At 51.2% G+C, this 19,998-nt stretch carries 20 protein-coding genes and 1 CRISPR repeat array; of the genes, 19 read left to right on the top strand and 1 reads right to left on the bottom strand.

Annotation, left to right across the window (positions count from 1 at the left end; translation table 11 throughout):
- Positions 1–75 precede the first annotated feature (75 nt).
- Both ABNS49_RS12820 and ABNS49_RS12825 read left to right on the top strand, forming a co-directional pair.
- Entirely contained in the window at positions 76–753 is a 678-nt protein-coding gene (locus tag ABNS49_RS12820; protein ID WP_289642151.1) for a hypothetical protein, read from the top strand.
- A gap of 84 nt (positions 754–837) precedes the next feature.
- The gene (locus tag ABNS49_RS12825) at positions 838–1,662 is read left to right on the top strand and encodes a hypothetical protein (protein WP_288342471.1); all 825 of its coding nucleotides are present in this window, start codon (positions 838–840) and stop codon (positions 1,660–1,662) included.
- 108 nt (positions 1,663–1,770) lie between these two features.
- Here the strand turns inward: ABNS49_RS12825 and ABNS49_RS12830 are convergent, their stop codons facing one another.
- Positions 1,771–2,568, bottom strand: coding sequence for an SDR family NAD(P)-dependent oxidoreductase (locus tag ABNS49_RS12830; protein WP_288342473.1), 798 nt, complete (start codon positions 2,566–2,568; stop codon positions 1,771–1,773).
- Between the two features lie 148 nt (positions 2,569–2,716).
- Here ABNS49_RS12830 and ABNS49_RS12835 point away from each other — a divergent pair, with 148 nt between their 5' ends.
- From ABNS49_RS12835 to ABNS49_RS12915, 17 genes are all read left to right on the top strand, one after another.
- Entirely contained in the window at positions 2,717–3,433 is a 717-nt protein-coding gene (locus ABNS49_RS12835) for an ABC transporter ATP-binding protein (protein WP_288342475.1), read from the top strand.
- A complete protein-coding gene (locus ABNS49_RS12840; protein WP_288342477.1) occupies positions 3,430–4,962 on the top strand; it encodes a hypothetical protein in 1,533 nt (510 codons plus the stop codon). Before ABNS49_RS12835 ends, ABNS49_RS12840 begins: the two co-directional genes overlap by 4 nt.
- A complete protein-coding gene (locus tag ABNS49_RS12845; RefSeq protein ID WP_288342479.1) occupies positions 4,959–6,329 on the top strand; it encodes an FtsX-like permease family protein in 1,371 nt (456 codons plus the stop codon). The genes ABNS49_RS12840 and ABNS49_RS12845 overlap by 4 nt, the downstream gene beginning before the upstream one ends.
- A gap of 72 nt (positions 6,330–6,401) precedes the next feature.
- Entirely contained in the window at positions 6,402–6,650 is a 249-nt protein-coding gene (locus tag ABNS49_RS12850) for a hypothetical protein (protein ID WP_135980662.1), read from the top strand.
- A gap of 66 nt (positions 6,651–6,716) precedes the next feature.
- A complete protein-coding gene (locus ABNS49_RS12855) occupies positions 6,717–7,094 on the top strand; it encodes a metal-dependent transcriptional regulator (RefSeq protein WP_135980663.1) in 378 nt (125 codons plus the stop codon).
- A gap of 41 nt (positions 7,095–7,135) precedes the next feature.
- A complete protein-coding gene (locus ABNS49_RS12860) occupies positions 7,136–9,298 on the top strand; it encodes a U32 family peptidase (RefSeq protein WP_288342481.1) in 2,163 nt (720 codons plus the stop codon).
- Between the two features lie 79 nt (positions 9,299–9,377).
- Positions 9,378–10,691 carry a phosphopyruvate hydratase gene (eno, locus tag ABNS49_RS12865; protein ID WP_135980665.1) on the top strand — a complete coding sequence of 438 codons (1,314 nt, stop codon included), beginning with the start codon at positions 9,378–9,380 and terminating at the stop codon, positions 10,689–10,691.
- Positions 10,692–10,817: 126 nt separating this feature from the next.
- Positions 10,818–10,967, top strand: coding sequence for a hypothetical protein (locus tag ABNS49_RS12870; RefSeq protein ID WP_288342483.1), 150 nt, complete (start codon positions 10,818–10,820; stop codon positions 10,965–10,967).
- Complete coding sequence (locus tag ABNS49_RS12875) at positions 10,964–11,182, top strand: hypothetical protein (protein WP_288342485.1); 219 nt, start codon at positions 10,964–10,966, stop codon at positions 11,180–11,182. Before ABNS49_RS12870 ends, ABNS49_RS12875 begins: the two co-directional genes overlap by 4 nt.
- Before the next feature lie 73 nt (positions 11,183–11,255).
- The gene (locus ABNS49_RS12880; RefSeq protein WP_288342487.1) at positions 11,256–11,819 is read left to right on the top strand and encodes a histidine phosphatase family protein; all 564 of its coding nucleotides are present in this window, start codon (positions 11,256–11,258) and stop codon (positions 11,817–11,819) included.
- 100 nt (positions 11,820–11,919) lie between these two features.
- Positions 11,920–12,705 carry a hypothetical protein gene (locus ABNS49_RS12885; RefSeq protein WP_288342489.1) on the top strand — a complete coding sequence of 262 codons (786 nt, stop codon included), beginning with the start codon at positions 11,920–11,922 and terminating at the stop codon, positions 12,703–12,705.
- The gene (locus ABNS49_RS12890; RefSeq protein WP_288342491.1) at positions 12,706–13,374 is read left to right on the top strand and encodes a response regulator transcription factor; all 669 of its coding nucleotides are present in this window, start codon (positions 12,706–12,708) and stop codon (positions 13,372–13,374) included.
- Entirely contained in the window at positions 13,371–14,351 is a 981-nt protein-coding gene (locus ABNS49_RS12895) for a sensor histidine kinase (RefSeq protein WP_288342492.1), read from the top strand. The genes ABNS49_RS12890 and ABNS49_RS12895 overlap by 4 nt, the downstream gene beginning before the upstream one ends.
- Positions 14,352–14,451: 100 nt before the next feature.
- Positions 14,452–15,219, top strand: a complete 768-nt coding sequence (locus tag ABNS49_RS12900) for an ABC transporter ATP-binding protein (protein ID WP_288342494.1) — start codon at positions 14,452–14,454, stop codon at positions 15,217–15,219.
- Positions 15,212–17,200, top strand: a complete 1,989-nt coding sequence (locus ABNS49_RS12905; protein ID WP_348688276.1) for an ABC transporter permease — start codon at positions 15,212–15,214, stop codon at positions 17,198–17,200. Before ABNS49_RS12900 ends, ABNS49_RS12905 begins: the two co-directional genes overlap by 8 nt.
- Positions 17,201–17,280: 80 nt before the next feature.
- Entirely contained in the window at positions 17,281–17,613 is a 333-nt protein-coding gene (locus tag ABNS49_RS12910; protein WP_135980674.1) for a type II toxin-antitoxin system RelB/DinJ family antitoxin, read from the top strand.
- Positions 17,614–17,901: 288 nt separating this feature from the next.
- Positions 17,902–19,305 carry a tetratricopeptide repeat protein gene (locus tag ABNS49_RS12915; RefSeq protein WP_168353614.1) on the top strand — a complete coding sequence of 468 codons (1,404 nt, stop codon included), beginning with the start codon at positions 17,902–17,904 and terminating at the stop codon, positions 19,303–19,305.
- Between the two features lie 80 nt (positions 19,306–19,385).
- A CRISPR array of direct repeats spans positions 19,386–19,779; the repeat unit is 30 nt; unit sequence GTATTCCCTACATGCGTAGGGATGAATCTG.
- The last annotated feature ends 219 nt before the right edge of the window (positions 19,780–19,998 follow it).

Here is a 19,998-nt window from a genome sequence, read left to right on the forward strand (position 1 = left end):
TACAAAATCAGGTAGAAAGGAAAAGGTATATAGAATGGCTCAGTTAAATGGGCTAATTCATATATACCAGGAGAAATGAAAAATATCTCAGAACAAATTGTTGTGGCTATGTTTGGAGGCACTGCAAGTAAATTAAATCAAATCGATTTGTTTCAACGATTTGGATTGATTGCTAAAACTATTACTTTTAATTCAAAAGGTGGCCATACTGAAGATATGAAACTATATCGTATTGATTTCAATGAAATGGTCAGGAAAGTAGTAGTTGAAGATGATGGAACAGAAAGAGCTATCACTTTTGAAGACTCTGACTTGTATACTTATTTTGCGGATAATGAGTTTTTATGTATTATGTTTCAAGAAGCTCAAACAAATTCAAAGAACGAAGACTACTCTCTTTTATCAAATGTCTTTATAGGTTTTAAAAGACTGGTATTCACTGATGATTTTATTGATACGAAGGTTCGGAAGCTTTGGGAAGATACTCGAGATAAAATTATGAATCATAAACTTGTTGATATCGTTTGTACAAATAAGGATGGTACACCTAGACTTTTAAATAATGGAGACGTTAGTTCGGCTCCAAATTTCTTAAAAGGGAAAGAAAATGAGGTTTGCATACGTGGATCAGGTCAGAATTCATATTTAAAAAACAAGACAGAATGTGTGAATGGAATTCATATGCTGCCGATGTATGTCTGGATAAAAGGTTTGTCTGTAGTGAAGGAATTAAAGAAAATATCAACGATATAAAAATGTATCCACTGTCGTTTCGTGAGTATGTGGACTTGATTTGCCGAAAAAGGACAGAGAGTATATTGACTAAAGGAGAGTTTCATGAAAAAGAAAGGAAACGTTTGGATAAAGACGCTGGCGTTCGGGATGCTTGCCGGGCTGGCAGGCTGCTCCGCTCCCAGTGTGGATGACAAAGTCGTTCAAGGGCTTCAAAAACTTGATGGCCAAGCCGAATACGCGATGGATGTGGATTGGGAGCTGAACACGAAAACCGATTGGAAAAACGACAATGACGCCCAGAAGACGCTTGTCTGGAAGTCGGGAGACGCGATTTATGAATACGACCGGTTTTTCATAGATGGCGGTTTGGAAAAAGCGGAAATCATGAAAACAGTCGATCACGACACGACGATCCTGACGCTTGTTCCCGAAGGGAAAGAGGACATGGTCGTCGAATCGGTGATGAAAGCAAGCAATCTCGACGAGCCGTTTTTACGCCCTTTGCTCGAACTGCTCCTCTTTCCATTGGATTTGGATGCGCAAGGAAACATCACGATCCCATCCATGTTTCGGCGCGATGATTTCAACACCGAATTTCGGCTCGTGCTGACGGAACTGACGCCCTTCGCGAACACCTACGCCAGCGAGTTTTGCCAGCGCCATCTTGATCCCGGCGATCCGGAGCCGACGTGGGGGCCGTATCATATGATTTATGATTTCACAACGGAAAAGAGCCGCTTTACTCAAATCGACATCGACGAGGAGAGCGCGGGCTGGCTTGGAACGCGGGAATTTCACATCAACCAAAAAGGAACGGTCACGTTTCCGGTCTTTACCATGACCTCCTCGCAAAAGCGGACGGTGGAGGCGCTGTTTGCCCGACCGGTTCAGAAAGGCGATCGTGTGGAACTGAAAGTTTTAGGCTAAAAATCCGAAAACTTTTTATTTTCGAAAGATTTGGGAAATAAATCCAAAAACTTCAAAAGAAAAATGGTGCGCCGGGTCCCCGGAACACCATTTATCGTTCACGTGCTCTTAGCGCTTGGTATCGCCGCCAGTTAGGTCGCCAAACACCGGCGTCGGAATGCCGAAGCCTCCCGCCACCTCGACGACTTGTCCGGTCGTGTACGCCGATTCGTCGCTGGCAAAGTACACCGCAAGCGCCGCAATCTCGTCCGGATTGCCCATCCGGTTCAACGGGATGTGTTTCAAGAAAAACGTCTTGAACTCGTCGGACAAGTTGTCCTTGACCGCGTCCGTGGCGATCATGCCCGGGCAAATGGCGTTGCAGCGAATGTTGTATTTGGCCGCCTGCACCGCGATCAGCTTCGTCAAGTAGTTGATACCCGCCTTGCTTGTGCCGTAGGCGACTTGCGAAATATCCGGCACGACGCCGCCAATCGACGAAATGTTGATAAGGCTGCCGCAGCCGTTTCCTTTCATCGCCCGAATGGCTTCCTGACACGGAATGTAAACGCTGGCCAGATTCGTGTCGATGGTTGAAATAAAATCGTGAAAGTCTGTCTGCTCGATGTCTTTGTCCTTGCGCGGATCGCTCGTGCCAAAGTTGTTGACGAGCACATCCAGGCGGCCTTCCTCCTCCACGATCGTTTCGATCATGTCTTTATACGTCTGATGATCGTACGCGTCACAGTAAATCGCTTTGATGATCCGGCCTTGCTCGTTGAGTTCCTTGACCTGCCGGCGCGCGTCCTCCACGCGCCGAACCGCCATGTAGACAATGGCGCCTTCTTTGGCGCACGCCTGGACAATCGCCCACCCAATGCCTCGCGTCGAAGCCGTGACGGCAATGACTTTGTTTTTGAGTCGCATCGTGTTCCTCCTTTTTTTGTTATTGTCCGGCAAAAAGGCTGGAACATCAAACGAGACGCTTGGAAGGAAACGGCATCTTTCGAAATTTTTAAGAAATTTGTTTTTTGTTTCTGATACAATAATATTAAAAAAGAAAAGGATATGGACTATGGAACAAGCACCAAAGATCGTACAAGTTCGCAAACTGTATAAGATCTACGACATGGGAGAAGAAAAAGTGTACGCGCTGCGCGACATTCGTCTCGATATTCGCAAAGGGGAGATCTGCTGCATTTTCGGCCCGTCCGGCTCTGGAAAAAGCACGCTGCTCAACCAGCTGGCCGGTTTGGAAAAACCAACCCGGGGCGGGGTGAAAATTTGCGGGCAAATCATTTCGCGAATGGACGAAAACGAGCTCGCCGCGTTCCGCCAGAAACATTCCGGATTCATCTTCCAGTCCTACGATTTGCTCCCGCACTTCAGCGCGCTCGAAAACGTCGCGCTGCCGCTCATGTTCGCGGGCGTCTCCTTGAAAGAGCGGAACAAAAAAGCCGCGCGCATGCTCCGGCGGGTCGGACTTCAAAAACGGATGAGCCACTATCCAAACCAGATGTCAGGCGGCCAGCAGCAGCGCGTCGGCATCGCCAGGGCTTTCATCAACACGCCCGAAGTCATTTTCGCCGACGAGCCGACCGGCAATCTGGATTCGAAAAGCACGAAGGAAGTCATGGAAATGATGGTCGCGTTCGCCCGCGAATACGACCAGACGCTCATTCTCGTCACCCACGACAAGGACATGGCCGCCTACGCCGACCACATCGTCACGCTGCATGACGGGGAAATCGTACAAGAAGAATGGAAAAAAGAAGAGGAAATTTTGATATGAAAAGAAACCACAAACTAGCCGCCCTTTTTTTGGCGGCATGCATGGCAGGCAATCCGGTCGTTTTCGCGCAAGAAACGACCGAACCCGCCAATCCGGTCGAAAAGCCCGAAGCCAAAGCGCAAAGCGCGTTTTCCGTTAACAGCTATTCGCTCGTCAACGAGCAGGGCGAACCGGTCGAAACGCTGAAAAAAGGCGAAAAGTTCACGCTCGTCGTCACAGCCAGCGATCCGGCTGTCAGCACCCAGAAAGCGCTGGAACAAGAGGAAATCGACAAAATCAACCAAAGCATCCACTCGCTCAACATCGAGCGGCTCACCGACGACTTTTCCGGCGGACAAACGATGCAGGCGATTCTTCTAAGCAAGGAGCAAGAACCGCTCAAAGTCAAAATCGTGTTCAAAGACGTCGTCTGGAAAGGAAAAGGCGACGAGTTCCGTTTTCAAATCGGCTACTCCGCGCTCCAAATCGGCTACACGACGCCTTCCATCGCGATCAAGGAATGCGACGAGCAACCAGCGCAGCCCGACCAGCCCGATACACCCGACCAGCCCGCGGACACCCCCGTCGACACGCCAACATGGGATGGCGGATACGCTGGAGGAGGGGACGCTGGCGGAGGGGACGATGGCTACTCGTCCAAAGTCGTCAAGAGCGCGGCGCCCAATCTCATCGTCAAAAAATATTCGTACGGCAAGGATCCGATCTATTCGGGCAAGGAGTTTGGGTTGTCCCTCGAGTTTTACAACACATCCAAAACCCTGGCGACCGAAAACATCGTCGTGGCGCTCGAAACCGGCGAAGGGCTCTCCATCGCCAATTCCAGCAACACGTTTTACTTCGAAAGCCTGGGAGCCGGCCAGTCGAAAACGATTGACCTGACGATGAAGGCGCTCGCGATCGAAAAAAGTACATCCGCCGTCGTGGACGTGAACTTCCGCTACGACTATGTGGAAGACGGCGAACGCGTCAACCAGACTATGGCGGAAAAAATTTCCATTCCGGTGTATTTGAAAGACCGCTTCGTCATCAACGAGCCCGTTTTGCCCGAGATGGCCTCCGTCGGAAGTGAATGCGTCGTGTCGTTCAATTACGTGAACAAAGGAAAATCGTCCCTGAGCAATGTCGAAGTGAAAGTCGAAGGCGATGTTCCGGCGCTGCAAAAAGTGCAAAACGTCGGCAACATCGAGTCGGGAAACAGCGGCTCGATCGACGTCATCCTGATTCCAGACAAGCCCGGCCAGCAAAAGGCCACGATCGTGATTTCGTATGAAAACGCGAACGAGGATCTGGTCGAAGAAAAGTTTCCAGTCGAACTCAATGTCGGGGAAATGGCGCCCGTCATACCGGATGGCGGCATGGAAATGCCAGTCGAAGAGCCGTCGTCGCCCTGGGGCTGGGTGGTCGGCGTCGTCGCGCTGGCCGGAGCCGTCGTGGCTGTTGTGCTTTTGCGAAAACGCCACAAAAAGAAAAAACAAGCCGGCAACGTCGAAGAACTTGATTTTGACGACGACAAGGATGACGGACAATGACGTTCCGCGATCTTTGGCGCATGTGCCTCAACAATCTCAAGCGGCGCAAGTCGAGAACGATCTTAACCGTTCTTGGCGTCATGATCGGGTGCATGTCGATCGTCGTCATGGTATCCATCGGCGTCGCGATGGACGCCTCGCAAAAAAAGATGCTTGAAAGCATGGGCGATTTGCGTATGATCACGATTTACCCCAACTACGACCCGACCTCGCAAACCAAGCTGGACGAGGCGGCGCTCGACAGCATCAAAGCCATTCCCGGCGTCCAGGCCGCCAGCGGCAAGTTCGAGATCCAGGATTATCCAATCAAGATCTCGACAGGCTCCAACGGCCGCTACGAGGCGATGTACGCCCCGCTGGTCGGCATCGACTTTTCCGAGCTCGAAGGGTTTGGCTACGAGTTGAAGGACGGGACGCTTCCGGTTGCGGGCGCGCAAAAGCAGGCGCTGGCCGGCGAGCGCTTCGCGTACAACTTCAAAGACACGGCCCGTCCGGACGGCAGCAACACGATCGACTACTACTCGATGCTGTATGACGAAAACGGCAACATGAACGAGGACAACCTGCCCGATCCGTACTTTGATCCGCTCAACGCCAAAGTCGACCTTTCTATCGCGGTCGACGAGCAAAACAAATTCAAGGAAACCGTGACCGTCACCGGCCGTTTGAAGGAAAACTACATGATCGGCTACGAAACCGGCGAAGGGCTTTTGATCGACATGAACGAGATGAAGACGTTGTGGAAAGATGCCAACCGCAAAGCCGGCAAGCCGTCCACCACGTTCAACTACTCGGGCGCCATGGTCAAAGCCGACGCCATCGAAAACGTTTCGGACATCGAAAAACAAATCCAGGGGCTGGGCTTTCAAACCAACTCGATGGAAAGCATGCGCGAGTCGATGGAGGAGTCGACCCGGATGATTCAGATGGTGCTGGGTGGCATTGGCGCGGTTTCGCTGCTGGTCGCCGCCATCGGCATCACGAACACGATGATCATGTCCATCACCGAGCGGACCCGGGAAATTGGCATCATGAAGGCGCTGGGCTGCTTTACGAAAAACATCCGGGCCCTGTTTTTGATGGAGGCCGGCATGATCGGGCTCATTGGCGGCGTCGCCGGGCTGGCTCTCAGCTTTGTTTTATCCATGGTCATGAACTCTTTCGCCAACGCCCAGGCGCCCGCCCAGTCGTTTGGTGAGCAAGTCTTGTTTTTGTTTGGCATCGAAGGAACGCCGCTGTCTGTCATTCCATGGTGGCTGGCGTTGTTCGCCCTGCTGTTTTCCGTTCTCATCGGCGTGGTATCCGGCTACTATCCGGCCAGCAAGGCGGTCAAGGTGCCGGCGCTGGAAGCCATTCGCCACGAATAAGGTTCGTGAAAGCATATGACGACCATTTCCGGGGCGCCTTTTGTACAATAGGAGCGAAACGAGGTGACAGTCATGAGCGAAGACATCGTCCGCGAGCAAAAAGCGGTTCGTTTGTGCGAGGAAAACGCGAGCAAGCTATTCGTCTATACCGGTCCGGATTTGGAAATGTACGGCAAAACCGGATATTTTGAAATCATCCACGATATGAATTGCTGCGCGCCAACGGATTCCATCCTCTTTTGCTTTCAAACGAAAAAGCGAAGATTCGTGATGGACGCGGCCGGCCTGATCGACACGTTCGAGCATTCCACGTTTGTGTGATGCCCGAAATTGACAAGGCAGTTAGCGACCGCTAAAATAAGGATGGATAGAACAGGAGAATTTGAGATGCAGCATTACGGCGAATCATTGGAAGATTATCTTGAAGCGATCTTGGTATTGTCCGGACAACTGCCGGTCGTGCGCAGCGTCGACGTCGCCAGTTATCTTGGATATTCGAAACCGAGCGTTTCCCACGCAGTCAAATTGATGGTGGAACAACAGCTGATCGAACTGGACCACAGCAAGTGCATCCGCTTAAGCGAGCTTGGAAAACAAGTCGCCGAGGAAACCTACCAGCGGCACGTGTTTTTTTCCAGCATGCTGGAAGCGATTGGCGTGCCCCGCGACATCGCGCAGGAAGACGCCTGCCGCATTGAGCATGTGATCTCGCAGCAGACGTTTGAGGCCATCAAGGCGTTTTATGAGAAAAACGAAGCACGGTAACCGTGCTTTTTTTGAACGATTGAAGGAGAACTACACAAAACATGAACCACCCAGAAATACTTGCTCCGGTTGGAAGCCGGGAATCACTTGAAGCGGCGTTCGCGGCCGGCGCCAACGCAGTTTACTTTGGCTTGCCGGAATTTGGCGCCCGGGCCTTCGCCAACCGCTTCACGCTGGAGGAAACCAAAGAAATCATCGAGCGCGCCCACACCATCGGCATGAAAGTGTACATCACGATGAATACGATTTTGTACGAGGACGAAATCGAGCACGCCTACGAAATGGCGAAAGCGCTGTACCATATCAACGTGGACGCCGTCATCGTGCAGGATCTTGGCTTGATCCATTTGCTCCATAAACGGCTTCCCGACCTGGAAGTCCATGCCTCGACCCAGCTTTCCGTGTCGACGCCGTTCCAAATCGAGCAGCTTCGCAAGCTAGGCGTGCGCCGCGTCGTGCTAGCACGCGAGTGCACCCTCGAGCAAATCAAAGCGTGCGCGGCGACCGGGATGGAAATCGAAGTGTTCGTGCATGGGGCGTTGTGCATCTCCTATTCGGGACAGTGTCAGTTTTCAAGCATCATGTACAAACGCAGCGGCAACCGCGGCATGTGCGCCCAGCCATGCCGGATGCCGTACTACTTGAAAGAAGATGGCGAAAACATCAACAAGATTCCGATGTACCTGCTTTCGCCCCGCGATCTTTCCCTCATCCACGATATGCAGGATTTAAAAGACGCCGGCGTGGCTTCGCTGAAAATCGAAGGCCGCATGAAATCGGCGGAGTATGTGTACGCCAGCGTGGAAGCAATCAAAAAGGCGCTTCGAAACGAGCCCGTCACGCAGGAGGACGAGGAGCATTTGGAAGTGACATTCAACCGCACATTCACCGAAGGCCACACGTACGGAAAACGGGGCAGCCAGCTCATGGAAATGAAAGCGAGCAACCACCACGGCTTGACGATCGGGAAAGTCAAGGCGGTCCGAAACAAGAAAATCACGATCGAGCTGACGCACGAGCTCAACCAAAACGACGGGATCCGCTTTGAAACGAACCGGTCGTCGACGGGCTGCCACGTCAATTATATGTACGACGGACGCAACCGCCTCATCGCGCAAGGAGCGGCCGGACAGACGATCACGATTGACGGCCCCGAAGGCGTGAAACCGGGCAGCGTCGTCAAAAAGACCGTCGACGCCAAATATCGCAAGGAAGTGGCGGAATGCGTGAAACACGCCCATCGGCAAGTGGGAGTCACGGCCAAAGCGGTTTGCCAGGGCGTCGGCCACCCTCTCACGCTGGAAGTCAGCGACGGGACGCACACGGTGCGTATCGAATCGCACGGCAAGGCCGAAGCGGCAAAAAATCAGGCGACCGACGCGGCCGTCCTTGGAAAACAACTTAACAAAACCAACGATTCATGGGCGTATTTTACGGCAATCGACTACGATTTGGTGCCCGGCATTTATTTTCCGATTAAAGTGATGAACAACTTGCGCAAGGAGGCGCTGGAGCATTTGCGCCTCAAGCGGCTCGAATATGTCATTCACCCCCAAAAGCCGTATGTGTTTTTTCCAGTCGTCAACGAGGAGCCGGTCGTGCTGGCCCAAATTGAGTCGTTGAGCCAGAAGGGGGAGGAAAACGTCACGTGGATCGCGGAAAATCTGCCGGAAACGGCGAAAAAAGGCCGCATCGACACCATGGAAGCCGACGTGCTGACCCATCTGGGAAAAGGAAAGATCATTTTGGATATGAACGTGACCAACTCGTACGCGATCGCCGCGCTGCTGGAGCTTGGATATGAAAAAGTCGGGTTGTCCGACGAGATGCGCCTGGACCAAATCGAGCAGACGCTGGACGCGTTTGAAGCGCGCTACGAGCAAAAGGCGCCCGTGATTGTGTGCGTGTATCAAAAGCGGCGGCTGATGCTCATGAACCATTGTCCAGTCAACACGTTAAAAAAAGACGGCCGGCGGGTTGGCTGCCGGCTGTGCCACGAGCACGAATACACCTTGGAAGGAACGGATGGCCGCGAGGTGCTTTGCGTCGGGGATGCGGGGTGCCGCATGCGGCTGTTCGACTCGGAAACGACCGACCATCTTTTCTGGGTGGATCGTTTGAAAAAACGGGGCGTCAATGGTTTTTTGTGCGTCTTTATCAATGAGGGAAAAAGCGAGATCGAACGCGTCTTGAAAGCGCTTTAGATTCCAAATTTTATTGAAAATAGAGGGGGGGAGTGTTAATATTTTATTAGCTCAAAGCTTAGAGGAGGATATTTTAATTATGCCTATTATTACTGATGTATATGCACGCGAGGTTCTTGACTCCCGTGGAAATCCAACGGTTGAAGTGGAAGTGACGACGGAATCTGGTGCGTACGGACGTGCGATGGTACCAAGTGGTGCAAGTACAGGCGAACGGGAAGCGTTGGAGCTTCGCGATGGCGACAAGAGCCGTTACCTGGGAAAAGGAACGACGAAAGCCGTGAATAATGTAAACACGATCATCGCGCCAGCCGTAATCGGTTTGGATGTTCGGGATCAAAACCTGATCGACAAGACGATGCTTGAACTGGATGGCACGCCATTCAAGAAAAACCTTGGCGCCAACGCCACACTGGGTGTTTCCATGGCTTGCGCGATCGCTGCCGCTGACTTCTATGGAATGCCTTTGTTCAACTACTTTGGCGGATTCAACGGAAACACGCTGCCAGTGCCAATGTGCAACGTAATCAACGGTGGAAGCCACGCGGACTCCACAGTTGACTTCCAGGAGTTCATGATCATGCCTGTTGGCGCGAAAAACGAAAAAGAAGCGGTACGTATGGCTGCGGAAACGTTCCACGCTTTGAAAAAAGTTTTGAAGGACAAAGGCTACAACACAAACGTTGGTGACGAAGGCGGATTCGCCCCTAGCTGCAAAGACGGAAACGAAGAACCACTGGAACTGCTCGTTGAAGCGATGAAAGCGGCTGGATACGAACCAGGAAAAGACATGATGATCGCGATGGACGTTGCGGCATCGGAATTCCACAACCATGAAACAGGAATGTACGAATTGACAAAATCCGGACAAGGAAACAAAACTTCGGATGAAATGATCGACATGTACGCGGCATGGATCGAAAAATATCCAATTATCTCCATCGAAGACGGACTTGGCGAACGCGACTGGGACGGATGGAAAAAGATGACCGAGCGTCTTGGCGACAAAGTGCAGCTCGTTGGTGACGACCTGTTCGTTACAAACCCTGCCATTCTGGCAGAAGGTATCGAAAAAGGTATCGCGAACGCCATCCTGATCAAAGTAAACCAGATCGGTACGCTGACAGAAACATTCGACGCAATGCAGCTGGCCAAAGAGCACAACTACACTTGCATCGTATCGCACCGTTCGGGTGAAACCGAAGATTCGACGATCGCCGACATCGCCGTTGGTTTGAACGCCGGACAAATCAAAACCGGATCGCTTTCCCGTACAGACCGGATCGCGAAATACAACCGTTTGATGCGAATCGAAGACGAACTCGACAAACGTGGCGCAACGGCAATCGCCCGTTACCCTGGCTTGAAAGCGTTCTACAACCTTTACAAATAAGGATTTGATTGAAACACGAAAAGAGACTGGCATTTCCGGTCTCTTTTTTTTCTTGAAGTGGTTTTTCTTTGCGAATTGAAAAAAGAACGATAAAATGAAATTAAAATAAAATTCAGGAGAAATTCGATGACGAGAAAAATGAACGGGATCTCTCCGGCGCAAAAAGCCGCGTATTTGAAACAGTCGCGGGAAGTCATGGCGAAATACGATTCGTTTTTAAAAGACAACGCGTCGTTTTCCAAGGCGTTCATCGCGTCGATGATGAAAGGCGCATGATCCGGATCGTCAGCGACTTCGTGCCGTTTTACGGCCTGATCGTGCTGGGCGGTATCGGCTGGCTTTTCCTTTTGATTGGACTGCAATGCATGCAGTTCGCGGCCAAACTCAACGGAACGAGTGAACGGTGCTCAACCATCTTCGTAAAATTGATGGTCATCACAGGCCTCCTCGCGCTGGCCGGCTTGTTTTGGTGGCTGGCGCAGCATACGTAAGTGGACGAATCGCCGGATTCGTCCATTGTCTTTCTTCCGTGTGGTCTTTATGCTGAAAGCGGAGGAAACAACAATGGAAAAGACACTCGTTTTGATGCGCCACGGAGAAACTTTGTTCAACGCGATGCACAAGATCCGGGGATGGTGCGACTCGCCCCTGACACAACGGGGCATCGAGCAGGCGAAGGCGGCCGGAAAAAAGCTTTGGGAACGCGGCTTTCGTTTCGACCACGCGTACTCGTCGACGTCGGAGCGTTGCTGCGACACGCTCGAGCTTGTGTGCGATTTGCCGTACACGCGCCTGAAAGGGCTGAAGGAAAACAACTACGGATTGCTGGAAGGGGAAAGCGATTTTCTGGCGGAAAACGACCCCGTCCGTTGCGAAACGTACTATCTTCAATTCGGGGGCGAATCGAGCAACACGACGCGCGACCGCATGGTGGCGACGCTGACGGAACTCATGGAAAAAGAGGACCATCAATGCGTGCTCGCCGTCTCGCATGGCGGGTCGTGCTTCAATTTTTTACGCGCCATTCAGGATCCATCCGAGGAGCTGAAAAAAGGGTTTGGCAACGGCTGCCTGTTCGTGTATGGATACGAGTCGGGACGATTCGCCTTGCGCGAAGTCATTCGGTGAGAACACGCTTTGGCGTGTTTTTCTTTGGGAAACTGTAAGGGATGGCACCGGTATTTCTTTGGCGGACATGATAAAATAAAAAAGAACGGAGAAACAGAATATGAAAAAAAGATGGATCCATACAATCGCGGCCGGCTTGCTGGTGTTTGGCTTGAGCGGCTGCTCCCGCTCGCTTTCGGGCGATTTTTTAACACTTCACGACGCCATCGAACGCAACAACGCGTGGCGCTCGTGGACGATGGACACAAAGCTGATGGAAAACGAGCAAGTCAAGACGACGATCCGGGAGCAGGACGCGATCAAGGAAGATACGATCTATATGATCGAAACGTACGATTCCAACGAGGAAACGCTCACGCGGGTCGAAAAGACAGGCAAAAAGACACAGGATATTTTTATCGTCGAGCCCGTGGACGGCCGCGACATCGTGACATACTATGTGCAGGCGGACGTCCTGAAGCAATACGACGCGGCCCGCTCGCCCATCAAGGAGGACCTTTCGCTACTTAGCGACAAGTACTTTGATTCCAGCCGGGAAAACAAAGGTGAAAAGACGGTGCTGACGTTCACGCTGAAAAAGGAGATGGTGGGCGACTATTCGAAAAAGACGAAATCCAAGCAGCAAATCGTGTCGGACGTGTACGAGTTCGTTCTTGACGAGTCCAAAGCGGTGACGGGCATCGTCGACGAGAAAACGTACGCCAACGACGTCGTGGTGAAAAAGGAAGTGAAGTACACGAAGATCGGCGACACGGGAATCGACTTTTCATTGATCGACACGACGATTGGCAAGTTCGAGTCGCCATTCGACTTGAAGACGCTCGACCCGGCCATCGCACAGGATTTGCCGGTGTACACGTTTGAATGGAAGAAGGAAGGGGATTAAATGTATAAAATACTGATTGTGGAGGATGACGAGATCATTTCCCGCGAGATTGCCTCGTTTTTGTCGACATGGGGATACGATACGAAGCGGGTCGTGCAGTTCGACAAAGTGGTGGAAACGTGGATGGACTACGGGGCCGACCTCGTGCTCATGGACATCTCCCTGCCCTATAAAAACGGGTTTTACTGGACGGAGAAAATTCGAACGTACTCCAAGGTGCCCATTGTGTTCATTTCAAGCGCCAACGACAACATGAACATCGTCATGGCCATCGCCCGGGGCGCGGACGATTTTATCGCCAAGCCATTCGACAGCCAGGTGCTGGTCGCTAAGATCCAGGCCATCTTGCGGCGCACATACGATTTTTCCGGAAAGACCGATTTGCTCACGCATAAGGACGTGCAGTTCAACATCGGCGACAACGTCGTATCGTACAACGGGCAAAGCGTGGAGCTGACAAAAAACGAAGGCAAGATCCTGCGGCTGCTCATGGAGAAAAAGGACACGATCGTCTCCCGCGAAGAGCTTATGGAGTATTTGTGGAAAACCGACTACTACGTGGATGAAAACGCGTTGAGCGTCAACGTGAACCGGGTGCGCAAAAAGCTGGAACGCATCGGTATCGTCGATTTTGTTCAGACGCGCAAAGGCATCGGCTACATCGTATGAAGCTGTTTGCTCAATACGTGAAGGCGCGGTTTGGCTTGTTCGTGCTGTCGGGGGTATTCGCGCTCATTTTCGGCTTGCTGTTTTTTCTATACGGTCTGGAGCCCGAGGCGTACGGGTACGGCCTGACGCTATGTCTGGTCGCGCTGATGATCTACGTGGTCAAGGACTTTGTCGCGTACTATAAGACGCACCATGTGTGGCAGGAACTTCTGGATGTTTCCTTGCTCAATGTCGCGCTGGAAGAAACGACGACGGATCCCGACTTGCGCGCCTTGTTTGCTCAAATCGCGCGCGAGAAAAACGAGTTGATCGCGGCGGGGGAAGCGCGTAAGACAGATTTGACGGACTACTTCACGTTGTGGATCCACCAGGTGAAGCTGCCGGTCTCGGCGATGCGGCTCATGCTGGCCAACCACGATTTGAACGAGGCGGACTGGAAAAAGCAGATTTTCGCCCTGGAACGGTATTTGGGCATGGTGCTGGCGTATTTGCGCATGAAAAGCGACTCGACCGACTATGTCATCCGCATGTTTTCACTCGATTCCATGCTGCGGGCGGCGATTCGGACGTTTTCGACGGAGTTTATTTACAAGAAGATCCGGCTTTCGTTCATACCAACCGGTCTGGAGGTGTTGAGCGATGAAAAATGGCTGCAGTTTGTCGTGGAGCAGCTGCTGTCCAACGCGATCAAATACTCGGCGCCGGGCTCGACGATCGAAATGTACGCCAACGGATACGACCTCGTGATCGAGGACCATGGCTGCGGCATCTCGGCTTCAGATTTGAAGCGCATCCGCGAAAAAGGCTTCACGGGGGAAAACGGCCGGGTCCACAAGGAGGAGTCAAGCGGGCTGGGGCTGTATTTGTGCGAGCAGGTGCTGGGTCGGCTCCACCATCCGTTTAGGATCGAGTCGACGTTGAACGAGGGGACCCGGGTCGTTTTGCGGCTTGATCCGGCGCTGCTGGAGCGTGAATGACAAAACTGTAAGAAACGCGATGGATTTGTAAGGACAAACGATGGCTGCCTGCGGGTGGCTTTTTTTATAATAAAACCACATACAGGGAGGAAATGAGATCATGCCTTTATTGGAAGTTAAAAATTTAAAGAAAACATATACGTCGCGGTTTGGGATGAACCAGGTGCACGCGCTGACGAATGTCAACTTCACCGTCGAGGAAGGGGAATACGTGGCGATCATGGGCGAGTCGGGCGCCGGCAAGACGACGCTGCTTAACGTGCTGGCCGCGTTGGACCGGCCGACGAGCGGCTCGATCCTGCTGAATGGACAGGAGATCTCGACGATCCAGGATTCGAAGCTGTCGGCGTTTCGCCGCCGCCATCTGGGCTTCGTTTTTCAGGATTTCAACTTGCTGGACACGTTCAACAACCAGGACAACATCTTTTTGCCGCTTGTGCTAAGCAACGAGAAGTACCGGACGATGAAGGGCAAGCTCGATCCGCTCGCCCGGGAGCTTGGCATTTCGGATTTGATGAAAAAGTTTCCGTACGAGTGCTCGGGCGGCCAGAAGCAGCGGGTCGCCATCGCCAGAGCGCTCATTACAAAGCCTGAGCTCATCCTGGCCGACGAGCCGACGGGCGCGCTGGATTCGCGCAGTACGGAAGAGCTGCTGACGCTGTTTCAGCGCATTAACGAGACGGGGCAGACGATTTTGATGGTCACGCATTCGGTGAAGGCGGCCAGCCACGCCAAACGGGTGCTGTTTATCAAGGACGGCACAGTGTTCCATCAAATTTACCGGGGCGACAAGTCGCGCGAGGGCATGTACGAGGCGATTTCGGACACGTTGTCGCTGCTGTCCAGAGAGGACGGTCGTCATGTCTAAGGCGTTTTATGTAAAGATGGCGTGGCAGAACCTCGTCAAAAACAAAAAGGTGTATATCCCGTTTTTGCTGACGAGCGTTTTCGCCACGATGATGCTGTATATGATCGTCGGGCTGGCCAGCAACGAGGGGCTGAAGGCGCTGCCGGGCGGCCAGTACATGCAGATGATGCTGGGGCTGGGCGTGTTTGTCGTCGAGATGTTTTTGCTGATCTTCTTGTTTTACACGAACTCGTTTTTGCTGAAGCGAAGGAAAAAGGAGTTTGGCTTGTACTCGGTGCTTGGCATGGAAAAGAAGCATTTGGCGCGGGTCATCTTTTACGAGCTGCTGTTTTGCTTTGTCATCTCGCTGGCAGGCGGATTGCTGGCGGGCATGCTGCTGGACAAGCTGCTGTTTCTTGTGGTCATCAAGATGCTGGGCACGGACGTGCCGCTTGGCTTTTCCATTTCCGTCAAGGGAATTCAGGAAACGGTGCTTTATGTCGGCATCGTGTATGTGGCGATGTTCGTGTACGCATTGTTGCAGGTGCGGCTGGCCAATCCGATCGAGCTGCTGCATTCGGGCTCGATGGCGGAGAAGGAGCCAAAATCCAAGCTGGTGATCACGATTTTAGGCGTCGTGCTGCTGGCGGCCGGATACGCGATTTCGGTGACGATCACGAACCCGATCATGGCGATGCTGTTGTTTTTCGTGGCGGTCATTTGCGTCATCATCGGCACGTATTTGCTGTTTACGAGCGGCAGCATCACCTTGCTGAAGGCGCTGGAGAAAAACAAGCGCTACTACTACAAGATCGACCACTTTTTAAGCGTGTCGAATATGAAATTCCGCATGAAGCAAAACGCGGTGTCGCTGGGCAACATTTGCATTCTTTCGACGATGGTGCTCGTCATGCTGTCGACGACGATCTCGTTGTGGGCGGGCATGGTGCATGCGGTCGAAAGCGGGGTCGGACACGATTATAACGTGACGGTGCGTTACGACGCGATGGATGAAAACCCGGATATCGCGGCGCGTATGGACGCGTTCGTGAAAGACTCGGGCATGGATCCAACGTGCCAGACAGGCTATTCGGTGTTCGAGATCCCGATGGAAAAAGACGAAAACCGGCTGGACGATGTTTCGTTTGGACAGGACGCGGTGTACGCGGATTTTATAACGCTGGATGACTACAACGCGCTGGAAAATACCGACGTGAAGCTGGGGCCTGACGAGGTGCTTGTGTATGGTATGCGGGAGAAATACGGATTTGACTCGATGCATTTGCTGGGAACCGAATACAAGGCGAAGGAGCTGGATTCGTTTTCGGAAAACAATCCAAACGAGGCGATCGTCAACGACACGTACTTGATTGTCGTTCCTTCCCGTGAAGCCTTGTTGCGAGTCAAGGACGAGGCGACGGCGGCGGCCAGGCAAGTGTATCCGGACTATACGACGTCTTTTCAGTACCGGACCGGATTGGACAGTGCGAACAAGGACATCCCGGCGAACGATTTAATGAAAGGGCTGGCTAACGCGTTTGAGGGGGCGGCGATCTCGTCGTATTACGCGGAAAGCAAGGTGGAGACGTTCCAGCAAATGCGGGCGCTGTACGCGGGATTCCTGTTCATTGGCGTGTTCCTGAGTTTGCTGTTTATCATGGCGACGATTTTGATCATGTACTATAAACAGATCAGCGAGGGGTACGAGGACCAGAAGCGGTACGACATTATGAAAAAGGTTGGCTTGGACGAGAAACAGGTGAAGAAGACGATTCGCACGCAAGTCATCACGGTGTTCTTTTTGCCGCTGATCGTGGCGGGCATTCACATTTGTTTCGCGTTCCCGATCATTTCCAAGCTGTTGCGGCTACTGTTGCTGTCGGATATGAAAGTGTTTGTTCTCACGACGCTGGCTTGCTTCCTGATTTTTAGCGTCTTGTATATTTTGATTTACTGGATCACGGCGAGGGCCTACTATAAAATCGTTTCGTCTTGCGAATAGAAGAACGTCTTCGACTCGAAGTCATGGCGGGTTCGTGTTACAATGCTCTTAGCAACACAATATTGTGGAGGTAGATCAATATGGAAAAGACGAATATGGATTTGGAAATGAATAAGGAATTAAAAACGAAATTTGACGAAGTGTGCGAGGACTTGGGGATGGAACCGCAGACAGCGATCAATATTTTCGCGCAGAAGATGGTCAACGAGCAGGCGATGCCGTTTGAAGTGACGGCAAAAGACTATCCGGTTGACGAGGAGGCCGTGCGCAAGGAGCGAATCGAGAAAATCGCGAAAGGCGCGCTGATTGGCGCCGGCATCGGTCTGGCGGTTTCCGGACTGGTTAAACTGATCGTTCATTTCGCGAAGCACGAGGTGCGCAAAGAAGAACGAAAGCTGATGTTTTGGAAGTAAAAAATAAAAATCACGGGATTTGTCACTGAATTCCGTGACTTTTTTGAAAGCGCTTGAATTTTTTTAAAAAAACGAATATTATAGGGTCGTAAATAATTTATTCCTTTGCGGTGGCAAAGGACGCAACTCTTGTTTTATCTTGGGAAAAGGCCGGATGACGGTCTTTTTTCTTTTTTTATTGGGAAACTCTTCGCCAATATACAATTTGGGATAAGAAAATAAATCAATTTTATGGGGAATGTGAAGGTGAAGTACCATTGGCTCAATACTTTTTTGTATAATACAATTATGGATGAAAAAGAGAAAATCAAAAAAGAATTGGACGCGCTGCATTTTGAGCGGGCGGACGCGCTACTTTCCGGTTTTCATGAAAACGATGGGGAGGAAGCGCTGTTAAAAATACGCGCTTTGCGTGGGCTATACCGCTTTGAAGAGGCGATGAAGGTATGTCTGGAACACGAAGGAGAAGGAACTGCGTTTGATTTAGAGCGCGCGAAATGTTTGTTCGCTTTGGGGAAAACAAAAGAGGCTCGTTCGCTTTTGGAAACGATCGAGCCAACGGACAAAGTCAAATTAACGTTGGCGGCGCTGGATGGGGAAACGGGCGATGTCCATCGTGCGCTGGAACGTCTGGAAACGATTCGCGAAGAAGGTTTGGATGGGCTGGATCGGATGGACTTTGTGCTTTTGCAAGCGGATTTGTACTCGTTCGAGGAAAAAATGAATTCATCGTTTTGGTCGTACGCGAAAGGGCTGGAATTGACAAATTCATGCGTGCCGAAAAACTGGCGTTCTTTGCGACGAATGCTGATTTATCATAATATGGCAGACGCCTACGAGCAAATGGAGCAGGAAGAAAAAGCGCTGGAAACGTATCGAATGGCTTTAACCGAAATGGAGAACCAAAAGAAAAAAGACCCGTCCGTGACCGATTTGGCGAGTTACGAAATCGAATTGCTGTTGTCTGTGGCAAATTGCTTTTCAAACGCGGAGTATGCAAAGGAAGCGAAAACGTATTTAAAGAAAGCGAAAGCTTTGCTGCCGGAAATGAAACCAAGACAACGCGATTACTTTGGGGCCCGGTTTCACTATATCGCGGGGTTGATTGCGATGAACGCAGGACAGGAGCCGGAGGCGGTCTTTCATTTTGAGACGGCTTATCACGCCCAGCGGGAACTGGTTAAATCGGGAAAAGACAAACGCGAGCATGTGGCTCGGTCGGCCTATTATTTGGCATCGCTTTTGACGGATGAGAAAAGCGCGAAAAAACTGCAACTCTATCAAGTCGCCACGCCGATTTTCAAAGAGGTGCTGGAAAAGGAACCATCGTTTTATATGGCTTCTTTGGCGGATATGGAAAACGAACAAGGGCGACTGGCAAAAACGCAGGAAGAAGCGTTGCGCCATTTTGATCAGGCGATTGAATGGTATGAAAAGTTGCTCAAGAGAAATCCGGAAGACCGGCTTGCGATGGAGTCGCTTTTGGTGACGAGAATCAACCGGATGGCTCTGGATCCAATACGGGATGAGGAAATTGTAAAAGAAGCATTGAAGGAGATTTTAACAGAAAAGGACAATGTGCCATTTATTTATTCGATTTGCGCCATTTTAGAGGAGCAGGACCATTCCAGGACATTTTTTTCCTGGTTTCATGATTTTGAGGAAGGACTTCCTACGGAATTTGATGCTTGAAAGAATGAAAATAGAACTAAGTCAATGGATTTTGAGGATGCATTTTTAATGAAGTGTTTTATATATCGTGCTTCATTCCTGTATTCCCTACATGCGTAGGGATGAATCTGACTCGACTGTCAAATGGAGCATTTTGGTATCGTATTCCCTACATGCGTAGGGATGAATCCGGCAAGACGGAAGGCAAATGGATGGGCCAGTAGTATTCCCTACATGCGTAGGGATGAATCTGAGATGGAAGAAAAAGCCCGGGAACTTTCGAAGTATTCCCTACATGGGTAGGGATGAATCTTTAACCGACTTCGATGCCGGTACGATCATTTCGTATTCCTTACATACGTAGGAATGAATTTAACCTCGGATCGGCGACGGACACTTTGAAGTCGTATTCCCTACATGGGTAGGGATGAATCCCATCCAGTGGGTTGGTCTGGCAGCCAGTTTTTGTATTCCCTACATGTGTAGGGATGGATCCAAGTGAAAAGGTGTGTAGGCATACCATGCTTGCTTTTTTCGCGACATACGGAAAGATGAATTTTGGCAAACCTGGTGTCCTCTACAATTATGGAAGAGTGATTGAATCACATTGACCTGCAAAAAGATGATTCTATTCAATATGGAAAAGAATGGTTTTGGGGCGGTTCATTCATGATATAACGGGAAAGATACTTCTTTTATCTGTCATCTAAATTT

It is taken from the genome of uncultured Dubosiella sp. (assembly GCF_964018005.1).
Taxonomy (GTDB): domain Bacteria; phylum Bacillota_I; class Bacilli_A; order Erysipelotrichales; family Erysipelotrichaceae; genus Dubosiella; species Dubosiella muris.